Below are 17,484 nucleotides of genomic sequence, written 5' to 3'. Positions count from 1 at the left end.
GACTAAACCAATAATGGCGACGGCGACAATAATTTTAAACACGGTAAGTCCCTGAGTAGTAGAAATTAAACACGTTTACTGTAGCATATTTTAGCGCTTCATAAGATCTTCTGGAATCAAAGAATAAACCAGCCCATTAGAGGCCTGGCCATGGGCGAAAATACGGTTCCTTGCCTCGCATTCAAATTTTGCATGGCAGGCAAGGGCGGTTCTCTGGCTGGCAATATTGCCGGTATGAGTCACGATCTCAAGCCGCGTCAGCGCCAGCTCCTGAAAAGCAAAGTTGGCGACAGCGATAGTTGCTTCCCTGGCGAGTCCCTGTTGATGGCAAGACGAGCGGATCCAGTACCCCAAGTTAGCACTATTACACATCGGTAACAGCGCACTGAGCGTTACGCTGCCGATAAAGGTATCGTCATGGCGGCTGAAGAGGGCGAACTCATAGCTTATATCTGTCTGCCAGCTAAGCCGGCTGAATGTGATCCACTCATTGGCATCATGCAAGGTAAAGTCTGGGTAGCACCATTCCAACCAAGGAGAGAGCTGTTCGGCTGATTCTTTAACCGCTGCAAAATGTTCCTGCAGATCTACGGGTTTATAGGGTCTAAGTACTAGGCGGGGGGCCGTCAGAGAGAAATCCAGTTTCATAAAGCTCAGAGTACATCAGCATTGAGGTTAGAGTAAAATAGCTGCTTTTTCATGTAATATGAAGAAACAGACTTCTCACAATGTGAATAAAGTTTTTATTTCGTTGGGATAATGGCAGATTGGCTCAGCGTCATCATCCCGGGCTTAAAGCGATGAGCAAAAATCTCTGATTGGCAATGACAACATTGGTATTTTGACCATTGTTTTTTTGTGATGTACCTTTCGAAAAAAGTTCGATGTATTTGAATGAACTGTGTCGAGACAGCACAAGCCGGGCATATTCTATTAAACAACACTATTGACTAACTCTTTATGGTTTCAGTAATAATGTGACCATGCTGGCATGTGGGAGCTGTTGAGGGTAAGGGATATTACAGATTTGATCTGAGATGTGGAATGAAATCACGCTTTCATTTCTGCTATTTCATTCTGTTTATTCTGGCTTGGAAATGAAACTCAAATGTTAGTTTTAGTTATAATAAAAACCCTCGCAATTGCGAGGGCCAGTAGCTGTAGGGACACTATTCGCCGACACGACGTACCTGGATGATCATCCCCATCAGCGGGTGATCCAGATAGTGGGTTTCGCCGCTGCGCATACGCTGTTGTTGAGATAAGCGGTAAGATTTAAGAAATTCTTCCACTTCTACTTTTTTCTTTACTTCCTGCAGGTGGCCAACCTGCACGTTACTTTCAGTTTCTGCTTCTGTTTCAGTTTCGATACTATCGCTTTCAAGTGGTTCTGTTCCCACGATCACTTCACGACGACCGGGCTCACGCAGATCCAGATTGACATCAGCAAAGAGGTAATGCTGGACATAGACCTGAATGCTGCCTTCGAGCTGATACAGTGGCGCTTTACTGCCGGCAGCATCGGCGTCGAAATCAGTATCCTCAGCCTCCTGACCGATTGTAATCACAATATCAGATCCCAGCTTAGCATCATGAGTGCTGTCCGGCGCTGATAGCTGACGGCGGCGTAATTCAGCTTTCGATGTTCCGTCAGCTAAATAACGGTCAGAAAAATCTTTACCTGAAACCAGATGAAACTTAGGTGCGGCCCCTTTGCCCTCATCGCCCTGGCGCCATGCCACATGTGCCAGCGGGGTAAAGCCGGCGTGATTCTGCAGTTTTTGATATTGATTGGTCAGCTGATACTGATCCGGAGGGAGCAAGCTAACCCCTTTTGTTGCCAGAGCGTCACTATTGCCAAACATCATCGTTCCGCGCATATCAAGAGGTTTTAGCTGATCCGGCCAGGATTCACTGACTTGATCCGGATTGATATTACGCTTAAACAGAATGATTTCGACATCGAACTCTCTTGCTGCAAATGTCGGCCAGCTCACGACTAAAAGCAGTATATAAACCAGTTTTTTCAAGATAATACTCCGCACTGTTGTGCAATATACCAATCTGAGATTAAGCAACCAAACTTCTGGTTACTTAATGCAATTACTATTGATTATAAAGTGTTTTCTGACAGCTTTGTTAAAAGTCCGTCAACAAATTTAATTCGGCCTTTACGCTCAGCCATAGGAGCCATGATCTTGAGTTTAGTCGGCCCTTCCATGCGATAATGCTGGGGCTGTGATTGTAACAGATTGACTAAGAACCCCGGATTGATTGAGGCATTATGGCTAAATTCAAAGTAGCCGCCTTTCTCACCGGCTTCAATGCGGCGCACGCCAATTCCTGCTGCTTTCAGCTTGATCTTATTAATAGTGAGCAGATTGGTCGTTGCATCCGGCAGCAAACCAAAGCGGTCGATCAACTCGACTTTCAGTTCATTCAAGCCGTTTTCGTTATCGGCACTGGCGATACGTTTATAAAGCGATAAGCGGGTGTTGATATCCGGGATATAGTCATCTGGTAACAACGCTGGTAGCCGCAGTTCGACTTCTGTCTGCTCGCGCAGTAGATCATCGAGCGAAGGTTCCTTACCTTCTTTGAGGGCTTCGACAGCCTGTTCCAGCATTTCCATGAACAGGGTAAAGCCGACCGATTGGATCTGACCACTCTGTTCATCACCCAGTAACTCTCCGGCCCCACGAATTTCTAGGTCGTGGGTGGCAAGAGTAAAGCCGGCTCCCAAATCTTCCAGCGAGGCAATGGCTTCCAGTCGTTTCACTGCATCTTTGGTCATCCGTTTCGGGTGCGGTGTCAGCAAATAGGCGTATGCCTGGTGGTGCGAGCGGCCTACACGTCCTCGAAGCTGGTGTAACTGGGCTAAACCAAGGTGATCAGCGCGGTTGATAATAATGGTATTGGCCGTCGGAACATCGATACCGGTTTCTATGATGGTGGTGCACACCAGCAAGTTGAAACGCTGATGGTAGAAGTCACCCATGATCCTTTCCAGTTCGCGTTCGCGCATCTGGCCATGGGCAAAGGTAACTCGCGCTTCGGGAATCAGCTTTGCAAGTTCTTCAGTCGTTTTTTCTATCGTATCAACTTCGTTGTGGAGGAAGTAAACCTGACCACCACGCATGATTTCACGCAGTACTGCCTCACGCACAATGGCATCTTCAGTTTCCCTGACAAAGGTTTTAATGGCTAAGCGGCGTGCTGGCGGTGTTGCGATGATAGATAAATCACGCATGCCGCTCATTGCCATATTCAGGGTACGAGGGATCGGGGTTGCCGTTAAGGTCAGAATATCGATATCGGCACGAATGGCCTTGATTTTCTCCTTCTGGCGGACCCCAAAACGGTGCTCTTCATCGACGATTAACAGGCCTAGATCGTAATAGTGAACCGATGAATTCAGCAGTTTATGAGTACCAATTAGGATGTCGATCTTGCCTTCGGCCACATCCGCCAGAATTTGCTTCTGCTCTTTCGCTGTTTTGAAACGCGAAAGTACTTCGACACGAACCGGAGTATTGGCAAAACGGTCGCGGAAATTTTCAAAATGTTGCTGGGCCAGCAGAGTGGTTGGAACTAACACGGTCACCTGCTTGTTGTTGTCGATTGCAACAAAAGCCGCACGCATGGCCACTTCTGTTTTACCAAAACCAACATCCCCACAGACCAGACGGTCCATCGCTTTAGCCTGACACATATCCGACAGCACGGCGTTGATCGCCAGAGCCTGATCATGGGTTTCTTCAAATGGGAAGCCGGTGCTGAAATCGGCATAGCTTTCGCGGTTAAGCTTGAATTTAAAGCCAGGTTTCAGTTCCCGTTTAGCATAAACATCTAACAGTTCTGCTGCCACATCACGGACTTTTTCCGCCGCTTTCTTACGTGCTTTGATCCAGGCTTCACCGCCTAGTTTATGGATCGGCGCACTGTCGTCGGAGCCACCAGAGTACCGGCTGATCAAATGCAGTGATGCAACTGGCACATAAAGCTTTGCGCCGCCCTGATATTCCAGAGTGACGTACTCCGTTTTTATGCCACCCGCTTCCAGTGTCTGTAGACCCTGATAGCGGCCAATACCATGGTCAATATGGACGACGGGCTGCCCGATCTGCAACTCTGCCAGGTTGCGAATAATAATATCGGCATTGACGCTCTTTTTCTCTTCCCGGCGTCGGCGCTGGATTACCCGTTCGCCAAGCAGATCGCTTTCGCAGATAAAGGCCAGTGACGGCGAACCAAGAATGAACCCTTGTTCTGCCGCACCGATCACCAAGGCAAACTTGGAGGGCGCATTAATGGCATCTTCCAGGCTGGTGGATACTATCGGGCGCAGTTTAATGCGCGCCAGCAGATCAAGTAAGGCTTCGCGCCGGCCTTCAGAAGCGACCGAGAAAATAATCTTGCCATCAAACTGTTCAGAGAAGCGCCGCAGCTCTGCCAGAGGCTCTTTCAGCTGGTGGTTAATAGTCAGTGCGGGAACGGGGTTCAGGCTCGGGTTATAACGGCCGGCTTTTTCCGGTTCTTTGTCCTGGCGAATACGTACCTGAGGCAACCCCTTAAAGCCGATGAACATTTCGTCTTTGGTTAACCACAATTCAGGGGGGGCTAATAGTGGGCGTAGCGGATCAATACGGCGCTGATCATAGCGGTATTCTGCATCCGCGAGGAAATGATCAACCGATGTTTCCAGATCGCCTAACGTGACGAGCAGCGTGGGTTCCGGCAAGTAATCAAACAGGGTCTCTGTCTGGTCAAAAAACAGCGGTTGCCAGTATTCGATACCCGCCGGCCAGGTTCGTTTACTGACTTGCTGATAAATCGACTCGGGTTCACGTCGTGCTTCAAAGCGCTCACGCCAGCGCATACGGAAGCTCTCGACGGCAATGTCATTGGTTGGAAATTCATGTGCCGGCAGCAGGTTAATATTGTCGATTTCGCCAATTGAACGCTGGTTTTCCGGATCGAACTGACGAATAGAATCGACTTCATCATCAAAAAAGTCGATCCGGAAGGGGTGATTGCTGCCCATTGGGAACAGATCGAGCAATGAGCCCCGGCTCGCATACTCACCGTGCTCCATTACTTGATCGACGTGGCGGTAGCCGGATGCTTCAAGCTGCAGGCGAAGTTTATCAAGGGACAGGCGGTCACCATTGCTGACCATTAAGGCATGCTGGTGAATAAATTCACGTGGCGTCAAGCGTTGCAATAAGGTACTGATAGGAACCAGAATAATGCCCGTTTGCTGAATCGGTAGCTTATAAAGACGTGCCAAACGGTCAGAAATAATATCCTGATGCGGTGAAAAACTATCGTAGGGCAAGGTTTCCCAATCGGGGAACACACTTACTTCGATATCGGTAAACTGACTGACTTCTGGCTGCAGGCGCAGTGCGGTTTGAGTGTCAGGAACAACAACCAGTACCGGTCCCTGGTGCGTATGCGCCAGTTCTGCGACAGACAGGGCCAGGGCGGCACCTGATAAGTTACCAATGAAACGTTTATCCCCTTTTTTACTCGGAAAGGGAAGAGAGAGTATAGATAGTGATTTCATGAGACTTAATTATGCATCTGTTCGCTGTTGGGCGCGTTGGCGCAGAAGTTTTTGTTGAATATTGAGTGCAGCACGGATCAGCAGATCCCGATCGTCTTCCTGTAATCGATTGTAGCGTAGCGTCACTTCAAACTTGTCATCTCTGGCTTCACAGTTGCTCACCTCGGCATAGCAGTAGATTGCTGCGGGAGGATGGTCTAAAAATAGCTTAACGCGAACTGAGTTGCCGCCAATAAAAGGCGTTTCTGAGATGAAGGTGAGTTTACTGGCCCCAAAAGTTTCGGTGATATACCGAAGCGCAGGATCATCCTGCTGCGATAAAACAAAAGAGAGTAGTAAGTTGATTTTACTGTTTTGTGTAGCGAGATGCGCTAATAAGGCTTTACTCTCATCTTTGCCAAATCCCGCGAGAGAGCGATCGGCGCTCTCTTCCAGGCTGCTGCACTCACTGGCGACACGAAACAGAGGCGGAATTTCTTTAATAAACTCAAGTTCATCGGGTAAACGTGCGTCACTGTCGAGTGGCTCGACATTGATGGTTAGCCCGGTATTGACTGAAAAATACTCATCCTGATTCATGTCACACTCATGATTAATTAACTATTCTTCGATTATCACTTAGGTATCGCATTCGAGCAAGTAAACGGAACTGACCGGACAGATTTTACTCACTGTTTTTGCATTACTTTTGCGCCACTGAATGGTAATCACTGTTTGCAACAGGTATTCTTGCTTTAATCCCCATAAGGACGATTTCTCAATTCTATGTTTCATCCAGTATCTTTTTTTATCGGCCTGCGTTATCTGCGCGGTCGTTCCGGTGATCGTTTCAGCCGTTTTGTCTCTTATATGTCAACGGCAGGCATTACTATTGGCGTATTAGCGTTGGTAACCGTACTGTCTGTCATGAATGGTTTCGAACAGCAATTGAAGCAGCGCATCTTGGGGGTGTTGCCGCAGGCAGTGATCTCTCAACCTATTTCTCCAGCTGACTCGTCAACCGATCGCCGCATGATTATTTCGAGTACGCCTCCGCCGTCACTGGAACAATTACCTCATGTGACACGCGTTACGCCGATCACCCGAGGTGAGGCCGTGTTGCAAAGTGCCTCATCATTAGCCGCAGGTAATCTGATCGGGATTGACCCGGAATTTTATGAGCCTGTCGCATTTCATATGACACGGGGCAAGTTAGAGAACTTGACACCAGGCAGCTACCGCGTCGTGATCGGTAAGGCATTAGCCGTTCAATTAGGAGCCAAGGTCGGTGACAAGGTTCGCCTGATGGTAACCAGTGCCAGTCAGTACACGCCATTAGGGCGGATTCCCAGCCAGCGAAATTTTGTCGTGGAAGGGATATTTAACACTGGTTCCGATGTCGATAAGCAACTGATCCTGACCAATATTACCGATGCCGGAAAACTCCTCCGGTTTGGAGCGGATCAGATGTCAGGCTGGCGATTGTTTTTAGATGATCCCTTTGCGGTGACTGAGCTGGCAAAAATGACGATGCCTGAGGATTGGGTATGGTCTGACTGGCGTGAGCAGCGTGGAGAGTTGTTTCAGGCGGTCAAAATGGAAAAGAACATGATGGGCTTAATGCTCGGCCTGATTATCGGTGTTGCTGCTTTTAATATTATCTCTGCTTTGATCATGGTGGTAATGGAAAAACAAGCCGAAGTCGCCATCTTAAAAACCCAAGGTATGACGAGTCGCCAGATCTTGGCGGTGTTTATGGTTCAGGGTGCAAGCAGCGGTGTTATCGGTGCGCTTAGTGGCGGTCTGTTAGGAACAGTATTGTCACTTAACCTCAATACCGTCCTGTCTGTATTGGGTGTGCAATTGCTGATGGTCGGAGGCTCATTGCCTGTCGTCGTCGAACCGGTACAAGTCATTATTGTTATTCTGGGGGCTATTTTTCTGAGTTTATTAGCCACCATTTTCCCTTCTTATCGAGCGGCATCTGTTTGTCCTGCTGAGGCATTGCGTTATGAGTAATTCGTTATTAGTTTGTCATGGTTTGCGTAAAGTATACCGTGAAGCTCAGATCGAAACCGAAGTATTGAAAAGCGTCGGTTTTGCTATTGATGCCGGTGAACTGGTCGCGATTGTGGGTGCCTCGGGATCCGGCAAAAGTACTTTATTACACCTGCTTGGCGCCTTAGATGAACCGACCGCGGGGGATGTGTTTTTCAAAGGCCAGAAGCTGAATGCGATGAATGCCAATAAACAGGCCAAGATCCGTAATCAGGAACTTGGATTTGTTTATCAGTTTCACCATCTGCTGTCTGATTTCACCGCAATGGAAAATGTTGCGATGCCTCTCTTGATCGCCGGTATTGCAACAGATAAAGCAGAAGCGAAAGCCAAAGATATTCTTGATTTGGTCGGCTTGAGCCACCGTTATGAACACCGGCCCTCTGAATTAAGTGGCGGGGAGCGCCAGCGTGTGGCTTTTGCCCGAGCATTAGTCAATAACCCCTCGGTGGTGCTGGCCGATGAACCGACCGGTAACCTGGACCATAAAACGGCATTAGAAATTTATGATCTGATGCGTAAGCTCAATAAAGAGTCGGGGACGGCTTTTCTGGTTGTTACCCATGATAATGAATTAGCCGCTAAGCTTGATCGCTGCATGCACATGCAAGATGGTGAGTTAGTTCAGGTCGAGGTAGCCTGATGTTCCGACCGTTATCGCTTTATATCGGCAGCCGCTTTAGTCGTGCCAAACAACGTAACCGACTGGTGTCGTTTATCTCTATTTCTTCCACCCTGGGCATTGCGGTTGGCGTTGCGGTGATTATTATCGGATTATCTGCGATGAACGGTTTTGAGCGCGAGCTGCAAAATCGGGTGCTGGCGGTGATTCCTCATGGTGAGTTGGAAGCGGTGCAACCGCCTTTTGCAGAATGGCAATCGGTACTGGAAACCGTCAGGTTGCATCCTAGAGTAACAGGGGCGGCACCGTATATATCGTTCACGGCTTTATTAGAAAAAGGTAATAATTTAAAAGCCGTGGAAGTGCGAGGGGTGGATCCGCAATCTGAAATTCAGATCAGCGCGCTGCCTCAATATGTGAAAGATAATGCCTGGCAGCAGCTCTCTGCGGGAAAAAAACAGATCATTGTTGGTCAGGGTGTCGCGGATAAATTAGATATCGATGTTGGCGATTGGATCACGGCGATGATCCCGAATTCTGATCCGGCACTGAAGCTTAAAGCGCCGCATCGTATTCGCCTTCAAGTCGCAGGGCTGCTGGCCTTGGGGGGGCAGATTGATCATAATTTTGCCCTGGTGCCTTTAACCGATGCCCAGCAATATCTGTCGATGGGCGAGGGGGTGTCAGGCATTTCGATCAATGTCGATAACGTGCTGGATGCTCAATATATCGTGAAAGAAGTGGGCTTTACCTTACCGGTTACGGTTTACCTGAAAAGCTGGACACAAAAGTTTGGTTATCTTTACCGTGATATCCAGATGGTACGGACCATTATGTACCTGGTTATGGTGCTGGTGATTGGTGTTGCCTGCTTTAATATTGTATCGACTCTGATGATGGCGGTGAAAGATCGCGCTCCGGATATCGCCATTTTACGCACGATGGGCGCAAGCGATGGTTTAGTGAAAGCGATTTTTATCTGGCACGGTATCTTATCGGGTGTCGTCGGCAGCCTGATTGGTTCGGCGATAGGTTCACTTGTCGCGGTAAACCTGACTCGCCTGATACAAGGTTTAGAAGCCCTGATTGGCCATCAATTTCTATCCGGTGATATCTATTTTGTCGATTTTTTACCGACCGAACTGGCGATGCAGGATGTTGCCATTGTCACCACGACGGCCATAGCCTTAAGTTTACTGGCTACCTGGTATCCGGCCAGACGAGCCAGTGCATTGCATCCGGCGCAGGTGCTGAGTGCCAAATAGCGGCGAGTGTCAGTAAATGAATCTAAAACGGAGCCTCTGGCTCCGTTTTTTGTGAAAGGGAAATATGTGAGTCGTGCCAAGAGAATAGTGAATGTGCGTTGAGGGTTGAAAGTCTTGGCGTTAATCCACTCTCACTTCAGGATAACGGGGCTGAAGTGTTTGTTGTATACGGTTTTATACCAGTGTTTATACTAATCGCGGGTTTTACGCTTGTTCCAGCTTCGAACGACAGAATAGCGCCATAAGCCCCGGATACCAAAGTAACCCAGCAGGGCGAACAGCATACTACTGACAAAGCAGCCCAACAGGAATGGAGGACCAATTTGGCTCATCTGGTGTAGCAGGAATTCCCAGGACAGTTCAAAGTGAAATGGCTGATGGGGCGTATTCATCAGCCAGGCCCCGACTTTATAGGAGCAATAGAAAAGTACGGGCATAGTAATTGGGTTACTGATCCACACCAAAGCGACAGACAAAGGAAGGTTTACACCAAGAAGAACGGCCAACCCTGCAGCCATGATCATCTGACTGGGCAAGGGAACAAATGCCATAAACAGACCGACAGCAAAAGCCCCCGATGCCGAGCGGCGGTTCAGGCACCATAAATTGGGGTTATACAGTACATTGCCAAATATCTTCAGCGCTTTCTGGCGCTTGATAAGCTCATGGCTGGGCAAGAAACGTTTAATAAATAGTCTTGGCATCGTTATACATATGTTATTAAAAACAAAGGTTCTGAAATGTAATGGTTTTAAAACTCACCGTTTTAAACGTTATGGCCTCTAAGGCAATACAGGGATGAATCAAGTCGCTTTCGGTATTGCTTTGGGGCTTTTATCACTTCATTGGTGGCTCTTTATTCCAGAGTCCTTGTGGTTTGTTACAGCCATAATGATCAGTGGTATAGTTTCTTATTATTCGCGAACCCGTTTGTTGATCTGGGCCACTTTTGGCGCTCTTTTGGCTAGTTTGGCAGCAGTTAGCTATTCAACTGCGGTAAAAACAATACCGATTCAGCGCGGAAATATTACCATAGTTGGCCAGGTTAGTAGCCTTTTAAATGAAAAGATCCCCAGTTCTAAAATAGATTTCATTATTATATCGCTTAATAAGCAACCCGCCCCCTCTTTCTACCCTATGCACGTGCGTCTTGACTGGCCGCAAGCACCTGATTTGAAACAAGGTGAAACCTGGCAGCTCAAGGTGCAATTGCGCCGCCCGTACGGGCGTTTAAACAGTGCCGGATTTGATGCTGAGCAGTACTATATCGGGCATGGATTTCATGGCCGGGGTACTGTTAAGTCAGGCCATAAATTAATACCGGCTGATGTCCGTAACGGCGATCATGCCCATGGTTCACGAACCCTGAGACAGCTTGTTTTTGATCGGGCAATGGTCGTACTGGCGGATAAACACCATATGCCATTCCTGATAGCCCTGAGCTTTGGCGTCCGGGATGCCTTAGGTGAGCAAGATTGGTCGCGTTTGCGCGACAGTGGATTAGCACATCTGATGGCTATCTCGGGTTTGCATATCGGCCTGGCAATGCTGCTTGGCTGGGGGCTGGGAAGCAAAGTGAAAGCGCTGTTGCCAGAGCGCGATTACTTAGTTTGGTTACCGCTATGGTGCGGTTTATGGGCAGCCTTCGGTTATGCGTGGCTGGCGGGGTTTAGTTTACCGACTCAGCGCGCCTTGCTGATGAGTAGCATTGTCGTGGTGTTAATCCGGTTTCGGGCACACTGGGCGGGCTGGCAAGTGTTTATCATCGCCCTGGCAAGTTGCTTAGTGCTTAACCCATTGGGATCGTATGCCGCCGGTTTTTGGATGTCGTTTGCAGCAGTGATGATTCTATATCTGGCTAATATCAGCGGTATGAGGGCTCGGCCATCGGCAGCACAAACACGGGATTTGTGGTGGAGCAAAGTGAAGGTGCTGGCCCTGCTGCAATGCGCATTGCTGGTTTTTATGCTGCCGCTACAGTGGCAGTGGTTTGGCGGGGTTTCTCTTGTTGCCCCGGTTATTAATTTTTTTGCGGTGCCCTGGGTAAGCATCTTAACGGTACCTCTGGTGTTAGCTGCTGTCTCGACTCTATGGTGGCCGGGGCTGTCGGATTTATTGTGGCTACTTGCCGATCTGACGCTTTACCCGGTGATGTGGCTAGCGGATTTATCAGCAGGAACCTGGTGGGCAGTATCATCACAATGGTTGCCATATGTCTGGGGGGCAATGGTCGGATCGCTGCTGTTATGGTTTCTGCCATGGCGGTTATTTAAGTGGCTGCATCTTTCGGTAATGCTGGTTATTATCACCTGGCGCGCCGAGCTATTTGTTCAGTCTGGAGTGCCAGAACTATCAGTACCGGACTGGAAGATAGAGATGCTTGATGTCGGGCACGGTCTTGCGATACTGATCGAACGTAATGGTAAGGTTGTCTTGTATGATACCGGTGAAAGGTGGGAGCAGGGCAGCATAGCTTCAGCCGTCATAGAACCTGTATTGCGTCACAAGGGGGTCTATCAGCTTGATGGTCTTATTTTAAGTCATGCTGATGGCGATCACGCTGGTGGTGCAAGGCAAGTGATAGAGCGCTTTCAACCGGGTTGGAAGCGAAGCAGTGATTATCGAGAGGGTTTTCTTTCCTGTATAAAAGGCGCTCAGTGGCAATGGGAAGGGTTAGACTTTAGCGTGCTCTGGCCTCCGAAAAGGGTATCGCGTGCTGCCAACCCGCATTCGTGTGTGATCCAAGTCAGCGATCAGGCAATTAGCCAAACAATGCCGACGACAGTGCTGTTTACCGGGGATATTGATGCAATATCTGAATTGTTGCTGGCTCGTCAGGTGCCAGATCTCAACCCCGATATTGTGTTTGTTCCCCATCATGGCAGTACGACGTCCTCGACGGATACCTGGCTGGCGGGTATGTCTCCTGATTATGCATTGGTTTCCGTCGCAAAACATAATCCCTGGCAGCTGCCATCCGAAGAGGTAAAACAGCGGTTTCTAGCAAAAGGAACAACCTGGCTAAGTACTGCAGAAACAGGGCAGGTATCAATAACAATCAATAACGGTGAACTTGATGTTCAGCGATATCGGCAAGATGTTTCTGATACCTGGTATCGACGCCTGTTTTATTCCGATTAAATACAAATGATTAATGCTTGTTCGAAAATTAGCCGACTTAAACATAGATGCTGTAACTTATTTGGTGCATTCGCCGGTTAGGAGTAGAATAGGCGGAATTGTTTTTAAGAAAAACTGATGTTAATGACGCAATCTACAGAAAAATCCACCTTGGATACATATAAGCGACTCTGGCCATATATCAGCATTTATAAGACCGGTTTAACGGTTGCGGTCGTTGCACTTATCATTAATGCTTTGGGTGATACCCTGATGCTTTCGATGATAAAGCCGCTTCTTGATGAAAGTTTTGGTGGCTTCGATCAGATAGAGTCAGATTTTCTGACCATGATGCCATTTTATTTAGTTGGATTAATGTTCCTGCGTGGTATCAGTGGTTTTGTTTCGACTTACTGCCTCTCCTGGGTCTCCGGCAATGTGGTGATGAATTTACGTCGCCAGTTGTTCAATCACTTTATGAAAATGCCTGTCAGCTTCTTTGATAAAGAATCGTCAGGTGCACTTCTCTCTCGCATTACCTATGATTCAGAGCAAGTAGCAGCCGCCACCAGCAGTGCATTAGTGAGCATGGTACGTGAAGGAGCTTCAATCATCGGTTTGATGGCTCTGATGTTCTGGAACAGCTGGCAGTTGTCCGCTATTTTACTGGTTATTGCGCCTGTTGTCGCAATCAGCATTCGGGTGGTATCAAAGCGTTTCCGTAAAATTTCCAAAAATATGCAAGATGCGATGGGATCAGTCACATCCTCTGCCGAGCAAATGCTGAAGGGCCATAAAGTAGTATTAAGTTATGGTGGCCAACAGGTTGAGAGTGCACGTTTCGATTCGGTAAGCAATCGCATGCGCCAGCAGACGATGAAGCTGGTATCGGCTCAGGCGACGGCCAACCCGGTCATTCAGCTTATTGCATCGTGTGCGCTGGTTGTTGTTCTTGTCTTAGCGAATTCAGAGTCGATGCGGGCAGAGCTAACGCCAGGTACTTTTGCGGTGGTTTTCGGTGCTATGTTTGGCTTAATGCGTCCATTAAAAGCCCTTACTAACGTCACATCACAGTTCCAGCGCGGTATGGCGGCCTGTCAGACCCTGTTTGAGCTGATGGATCTGGATGCTGAAAAAGATAACGGCCAGTATCAGGTTGAGCGCGCGAAAGGTGATATTGAAGCGAAAAATATCAGCTTTACCTATCCAACCAAAGATACACCGGCATTACGCAATGTCAGTTTCTCGCTTCCTGCAGGTAAGACACTGGCTCTGGTCGGGCGTTCCGGTTCCGGTAAAAGTACTATTGCCAACTTGTTGACCCGTTTTTATGACATTGATTCTGGCGAGCTTTGTTTAGATGGTCACAATGTCTGTGACTACAAGCTGTCAAACCTGCGTGATCAGGTCGCGGTTGTCTCGCAAAATGTTCATCTGTTTAACGACACCATCGCTAATAATATTGCCTATGCCAGTGGTGGTAAGTATAGCCGCGCTGATATTGAAAAGGCCGCTGAACTGGCTTACGCGATGGATTTCATCAAAGATATGGATAAAGGGCTTGATACCGTTATTGGTGAAAATGGTGTCAGTCTCTCTGGCGGTCAGCGCCAGCGCTTAGCGATTGCACGTGCGTTACTGCGTAACGCACCGGTCCTGATCCTTGATGAGGCAACTTCTGCTCTCGATACCGAATCGGAGCGTGCCATCCAGTCGGCGCTGGATGAGCTGCAAAAAGATCGTACAGTATTGGTGATTGCCCACCGTCTGTCGACGATTGAAAATGCCGACCAGATCCTGGTGGTTGACGACGGTGAAATTATCGAACGTGGCACACATGCCGAACTGATTGAACGTGATGGTGCTTACGCCCAACTTCATCGCATTCAATTTGGTGATTAATGGCTACGCTTATTGAAAAAATCTGGTTCCAGCGTCAGCCTCGCGGGCTGTTGTTGCTATTATTTGTGTTGATGTGGCCGTTATTGTGGCCGCTGAGCAAACTGTTTGGTTTGATCGGTCAGCGACGCCGTATGCAGTATCAATCGGGTCAGAAAGCATCATATCGCGCGCCACTGCCCATTGTTGTGGTGGGCAATATTACCGCCGGTGGTAATGGTAAGACGCCGGTTGTTGTCTGGCTCGTGGAGCAATTACAGGCTCAGGGTTTCAAACCTGGCGTTGTTTCCCGTGGTTATGGCGGAAAAGCACCGTATTACCCGTATTTGGTAAATAAAGAGACCGCAACTGACATTGCCGGAGATGAGCCGGTATTAATCAGCCGCAGAACAGGGGTCCCTGTTGCTGTTTCGCCCAAACGAGCTGAAGCGGTCAAAATGCTGCTTGAATATGATGTCGATGTCATTATTACTGATGATGGTTTGCAGCATTACGCCCTGGCACGGGATATTGAAATCGTCGTCATTGATGGTCAGCGCCGCTTTGGTAATCAGCAGCTGATCCCGTTGGGGCCGCTACGTGAAGCCTGCGCAAGATTAACCGACGTTGATTTTCTGATTTGTAATGGTGGACCGGCTCAGGCTGGCGAAGCGCCGATGCAACTTAAGCCGTCGCAGCTCATTAATCTGAAAACCGGATCGCGTTGCGCCGTAACAGAGCTCGACGATATTGTCGCAATGGCCGGAATTGGCCATCCGCCACGTTTCTTTAATACATTGAACGAGCTGGGAGTGAACCCTGTTCATTGCCAGCCTTTTGCTGATCATCAGGCATTTTCAGAGAATGCATTAAACCAATTGGCCCAGCAGGGGCTGCATTTAGTAATGACAGAGAAAGATGCGGTGAAATGCCACACTTTCGCACAATCAAATTGGTGGTATCTACCTGTAGATGCAGTGCTGCCAGAATCTGATGCGCAGGCCATTATTAACCGGATTATTGAGGTAAAGGAAGAGTATGGATCATCGTCTGCTTGAAATCGTGGCATGCCCAGTGTGTAAGGGCAAATTGAACTACGATAAAGATAAGAGTGAACTGGTTTGCAAGTTCGATCGTCTTGCTTATGCGATTAAGGACGGCATTCCTGTGCTGCTGGAAGTAGAAGCCCGTACGCTAAGTTCTGACGAGGTTAAATAATGTCATTTACGGTTATCATTCCTGCTCGCTATCAGTCGACCCGTCTGCCTGGCAAACCACTGGCTGACATTGGTGGTAAGCCGATGATTCAGTGGGTTTATGAGCAAGCAAGCAAAGCCGGTGCCGAGCAGGTTATTGTGGCAACCGATGATCAGCGCATTGTTGATGCGGTGAAAGGCTTCGGTGGCGAAGTGTGTCTGACCCGGGCCGACCATGAGTCCGGTACCGAGCGTTTGGCTGAGGTTGTCGCGAAGTATCAACTGGCTGACGACCACATCGTGGTTAACGTGCAAGGTGATGAACCATTGATCCCTGATACGATCATTCGTCAGGTGGCTGATAACCTTGCTAATAACAGTGCGCCAATGGCGACACTGGCCGTTGAGATAGATCAGCCTGATGAAGTCTTTAACCCAAATGCAGTGAAGGTTGTAACGGATAAAGATGGCTACGCGCTGTATTTCAGCCGGGCATCGATCCCCTGGGATCGTGATAACTATGCCAAGCGCCCCCAAGAAATTCATCATAACCTGATGCGTCATATTGGTATCTATGCGTACCGGGCCGGTTTTATTAACACCTATATTAATTGGGAGCCAAGCGCACTGGAAAAAATTGAAGCATTAGAGCAGCTTCGTGTGCTTTGGTACGGCGAAAAAATCCATGTTGATGTCGCTATTGATGCACCGCCAGCAGGTGTCGATACGCCGGAAGACCTTGAAAAAGTCAGGGCATTACTCGGTTAAACGACAGACAAAAAGGCCATCCGATTGGATGGCCTTCTTATTTATATCGTGGAAAGAGCAGGCAGCTTTTGCTTTAAAGGTTGAGCTAAGGCGTCTGTATTTCTGCATCGCCCAGTAACATTTCTGCCGGGTTGTCATTGACGTGATTGCGAGATTCTGTCTTTTTGGTATCCGTTGCCATACTACGTAGCTGTTGCCACCATTGCCCCATGGTTTCATGCCAGTAACGTTCTGTTTGCTCCAGATATTGCGCTTTAGGCGCGTACCTTATCCAAGGTTGCTTTATCTTGTTGCTTGCCAGGAAATTAGTTGGTGCTGGGGTTGGGTTCAAACCCGCCTGTTTAAACTCGTATAATGCTCGCGACATATGGCTGGCAGAAGTGACAAGCACCAGTTTTTTGCTGCCGACGACAGATGCCGCCTGGAAGGCTTCTTCCCAGGTATCACGAGCGGTTTCCAGCAGTAAAATATCTGTTTTGTTGACCCCTAACGCGAGAGCGGCTTTCGCCATCATTCGAGCCTGACTTATCCCGGTACCGCCGCCATAGCCCGACAGGATCAGTTTTGACCCCGGGAATAAACGATAGATCCGTATTCCCTCGGCCAGGCGCATTAAGGCCGTGCGGGAAAGTTCCGAGGTGATCGGCATCGCCTTATCGATAACATGGCCACTACCCAGCACCATAACGTAGTTGACGGGGGTTGAAGACGGAACAAATGGGTGATGCTCACGCTCCAGCGGCCTTAGCAGGCTGGTTGCAACCGGCTGGAAGGAGACGAGGAAGATGCCCAAAAAAGCAAAAGCAATAAAACATGATGCGAGACCTTTTCGTCGGGTAAACCATAACACCAATAGCCCGATGAACCCGAGAATGAGCATCGCGGGTAAGGGCATGAGTAAAGCAGATATCATTTTTTTTAGTTCAAACATGCAATGTAGTCCGAAATTTCAGCAGTTGAGCTTGAAAAAGCATCACAAGCCTTTATTCCTTTAACGCTTGTGAGAAAATAAGCCTCATTTTTAGAGTC

15 protein-coding genes are annotated in these 17,484 nt (G+C 48.5%); 8 read left to right on the top strand and 7 right to left on the bottom strand.

Annotated features, from left to right (window positions below):
* Nucleotides 1–90: 90 nt before the first annotated feature.
* The 5 genes from R3289_RS06375 to R3289_RS06355 form a co-directional block, all read right to left on the bottom strand.
* Entirely contained in the window at nucleotides 91–648 is a 558-nt protein-coding gene (locus tag R3289_RS06375; RefSeq protein WP_318924660.1) for a GNAT family N-acetyltransferase, read from the bottom strand.
* Nucleotides 649–1,169: 521 nt separating this feature from the next.
* Nucleotides 1,170–2,030 carry a peptidoglycan binding protein CsiV gene (locus R3289_RS06370; protein ID WP_318924659.1) on the bottom strand — a complete coding sequence of 287 codons (861 nt, stop codon included), beginning with the start codon at nucleotides 2,028–2,030 and terminating at the stop codon, nucleotides 1,170–1,172.
* Nucleotides 2,031–2,113: 83 nt separating this feature from the next.
* Nucleotides 2,114–5,569 carry a transcription-repair coupling factor gene (mfd, locus tag R3289_RS06365; protein ID WP_318924658.1) on the bottom strand — a complete coding sequence of 1,152 codons (3,456 nt, stop codon included), beginning with the start codon at nucleotides 5,567–5,569 and terminating at the stop codon, nucleotides 2,114–2,116.
* A gap of 9 nt (nucleotides 5,570–5,578) precedes the next feature.
* Entirely contained in the window at nucleotides 5,579–6,148 is a 570-nt protein-coding gene (locus R3289_RS06360; protein ID WP_318924657.1) for a PilZ domain-containing protein, read from the bottom strand.
* Nucleotides 6,149–6,187: 39 nt separating this feature from the next.
* Nucleotides 6,188–6,343, bottom strand: coding sequence for a hypothetical protein (locus R3289_RS06355; protein ID WP_318924656.1), 156 nt, complete (start codon nucleotides 6,341–6,343; stop codon nucleotides 6,188–6,190).
* On the opposite strand from R3289_RS06355, the gene lolC reads away from it, so the two are divergent.
* From lolC to lolE, 3 genes are read left to right on the top strand one after another with little or no spacing between them, the layout of a single operon-like run.
* Entirely contained in the window at nucleotides 6,335–7,567 is a 1,233-nt protein-coding gene (gene lolC, locus R3289_RS06350; RefSeq protein WP_318924655.1) for a lipoprotein-releasing ABC transporter permease subunit LolC, read from the top strand. The genes R3289_RS06355 and lolC overlap by 9 nt on opposite strands.
* Entirely contained in the window at nucleotides 7,560–8,249 is a 690-nt protein-coding gene (lolD, locus tag R3289_RS06345; RefSeq protein WP_318924654.1) for a lipoprotein-releasing ABC transporter ATP-binding protein LolD, read from the top strand. Before lolC ends, lolD begins: the two co-directional genes overlap by 8 nt.
* A complete protein-coding gene (gene lolE / locus R3289_RS06340) occupies nucleotides 8,249–9,493 on the top strand; it encodes a lipoprotein-releasing ABC transporter permease subunit LolE (RefSeq protein ID WP_318924653.1) in 1,245 nt (414 codons plus the stop codon). The genes lolD and lolE overlap by 1 nt, the downstream gene beginning before the upstream one ends.
* A gap of 191 nt (nucleotides 9,494–9,684) precedes the next feature.
* Here lolE and R3289_RS06335 read toward each other — a convergent pair whose 3' ends face one another.
* Nucleotides 9,685–10,197 carry a DUF2062 domain-containing protein gene (locus R3289_RS06335; RefSeq protein WP_318924652.1) on the bottom strand — a complete coding sequence of 171 codons (513 nt, stop codon included), beginning with the start codon at nucleotides 10,195–10,197 and terminating at the stop codon, nucleotides 9,685–9,687.
* 94 nt (nucleotides 10,198–10,291) lie between these two features.
* Here R3289_RS06335 and R3289_RS06330 point away from each other — a divergent pair, with 94 nt between their 5' ends.
* From R3289_RS06330 to kdsB, 5 genes are all read left to right on the top strand, one after another.
* A complete protein-coding gene (locus R3289_RS06330; RefSeq protein WP_318924650.1) occupies nucleotides 10,292–12,634 on the top strand; it encodes a DNA internalization-related competence protein ComEC/Rec2 in 2,343 nt (780 codons plus the stop codon).
* Between the two features lie 123 nt (nucleotides 12,635–12,757).
* Nucleotides 12,758–14,515, top strand: coding sequence for a lipid A ABC transporter ATP-binding protein/permease MsbA (msbA, locus tag R3289_RS06325; protein ID WP_318924649.1), 1,758 nt, complete (start codon nucleotides 12,758–12,760; stop codon nucleotides 14,513–14,515).
* Nucleotides 14,515–15,549 carry a tetraacyldisaccharide 4'-kinase gene (gene lpxK / locus R3289_RS06320; RefSeq protein ID WP_318924648.1) on the top strand — a complete coding sequence of 345 codons (1,035 nt, stop codon included), beginning with the start codon at nucleotides 14,515–14,517 and terminating at the stop codon, nucleotides 15,547–15,549. The genes msbA and lpxK overlap by 1 nt, the downstream gene beginning before the upstream one ends.
* Entirely contained in the window at nucleotides 15,530–15,709 is a 180-nt protein-coding gene (locus R3289_RS06315) for a Trm112 family protein (protein ID WP_107281432.1), read from the top strand. The genes lpxK and R3289_RS06315 overlap by 20 nt, the downstream gene beginning before the upstream one ends.
* Nucleotides 15,709–16,455 carry a 3-deoxy-manno-octulosonate cytidylyltransferase gene (gene kdsB / locus R3289_RS06310; RefSeq protein ID WP_318924647.1) on the top strand — a complete coding sequence of 249 codons (747 nt, stop codon included), beginning with the start codon at nucleotides 15,709–15,711 and terminating at the stop codon, nucleotides 16,453–16,455. Before R3289_RS06315 ends, kdsB begins: the two co-directional genes overlap by 1 nt.
* A gap of 85 nt (nucleotides 16,456–16,540) precedes the next feature.
* Here kdsB and elyC read toward each other — a convergent pair whose 3' ends face one another.
* Nucleotides 16,541–17,386, bottom strand: a complete 846-nt coding sequence (elyC, locus tag R3289_RS06305) for an envelope biogenesis factor ElyC (protein WP_318924645.1) — start codon at nucleotides 17,384–17,386, stop codon at nucleotides 16,541–16,543.
* Between the last annotated feature and the right edge of the window lie 98 nt (nucleotides 17,387–17,484).

It is taken from the genome of Photobacterium sp. (assembly GCF_033720175.1).
GTDB lineage: Bacteria > Pseudomonadota > Gammaproteobacteria > Enterobacterales > Vibrionaceae > Photobacterium.
Note: the sequence above shows the minus strand (reverse complement) of the source record. Positions and strands in the feature narration are given on the sequence as shown.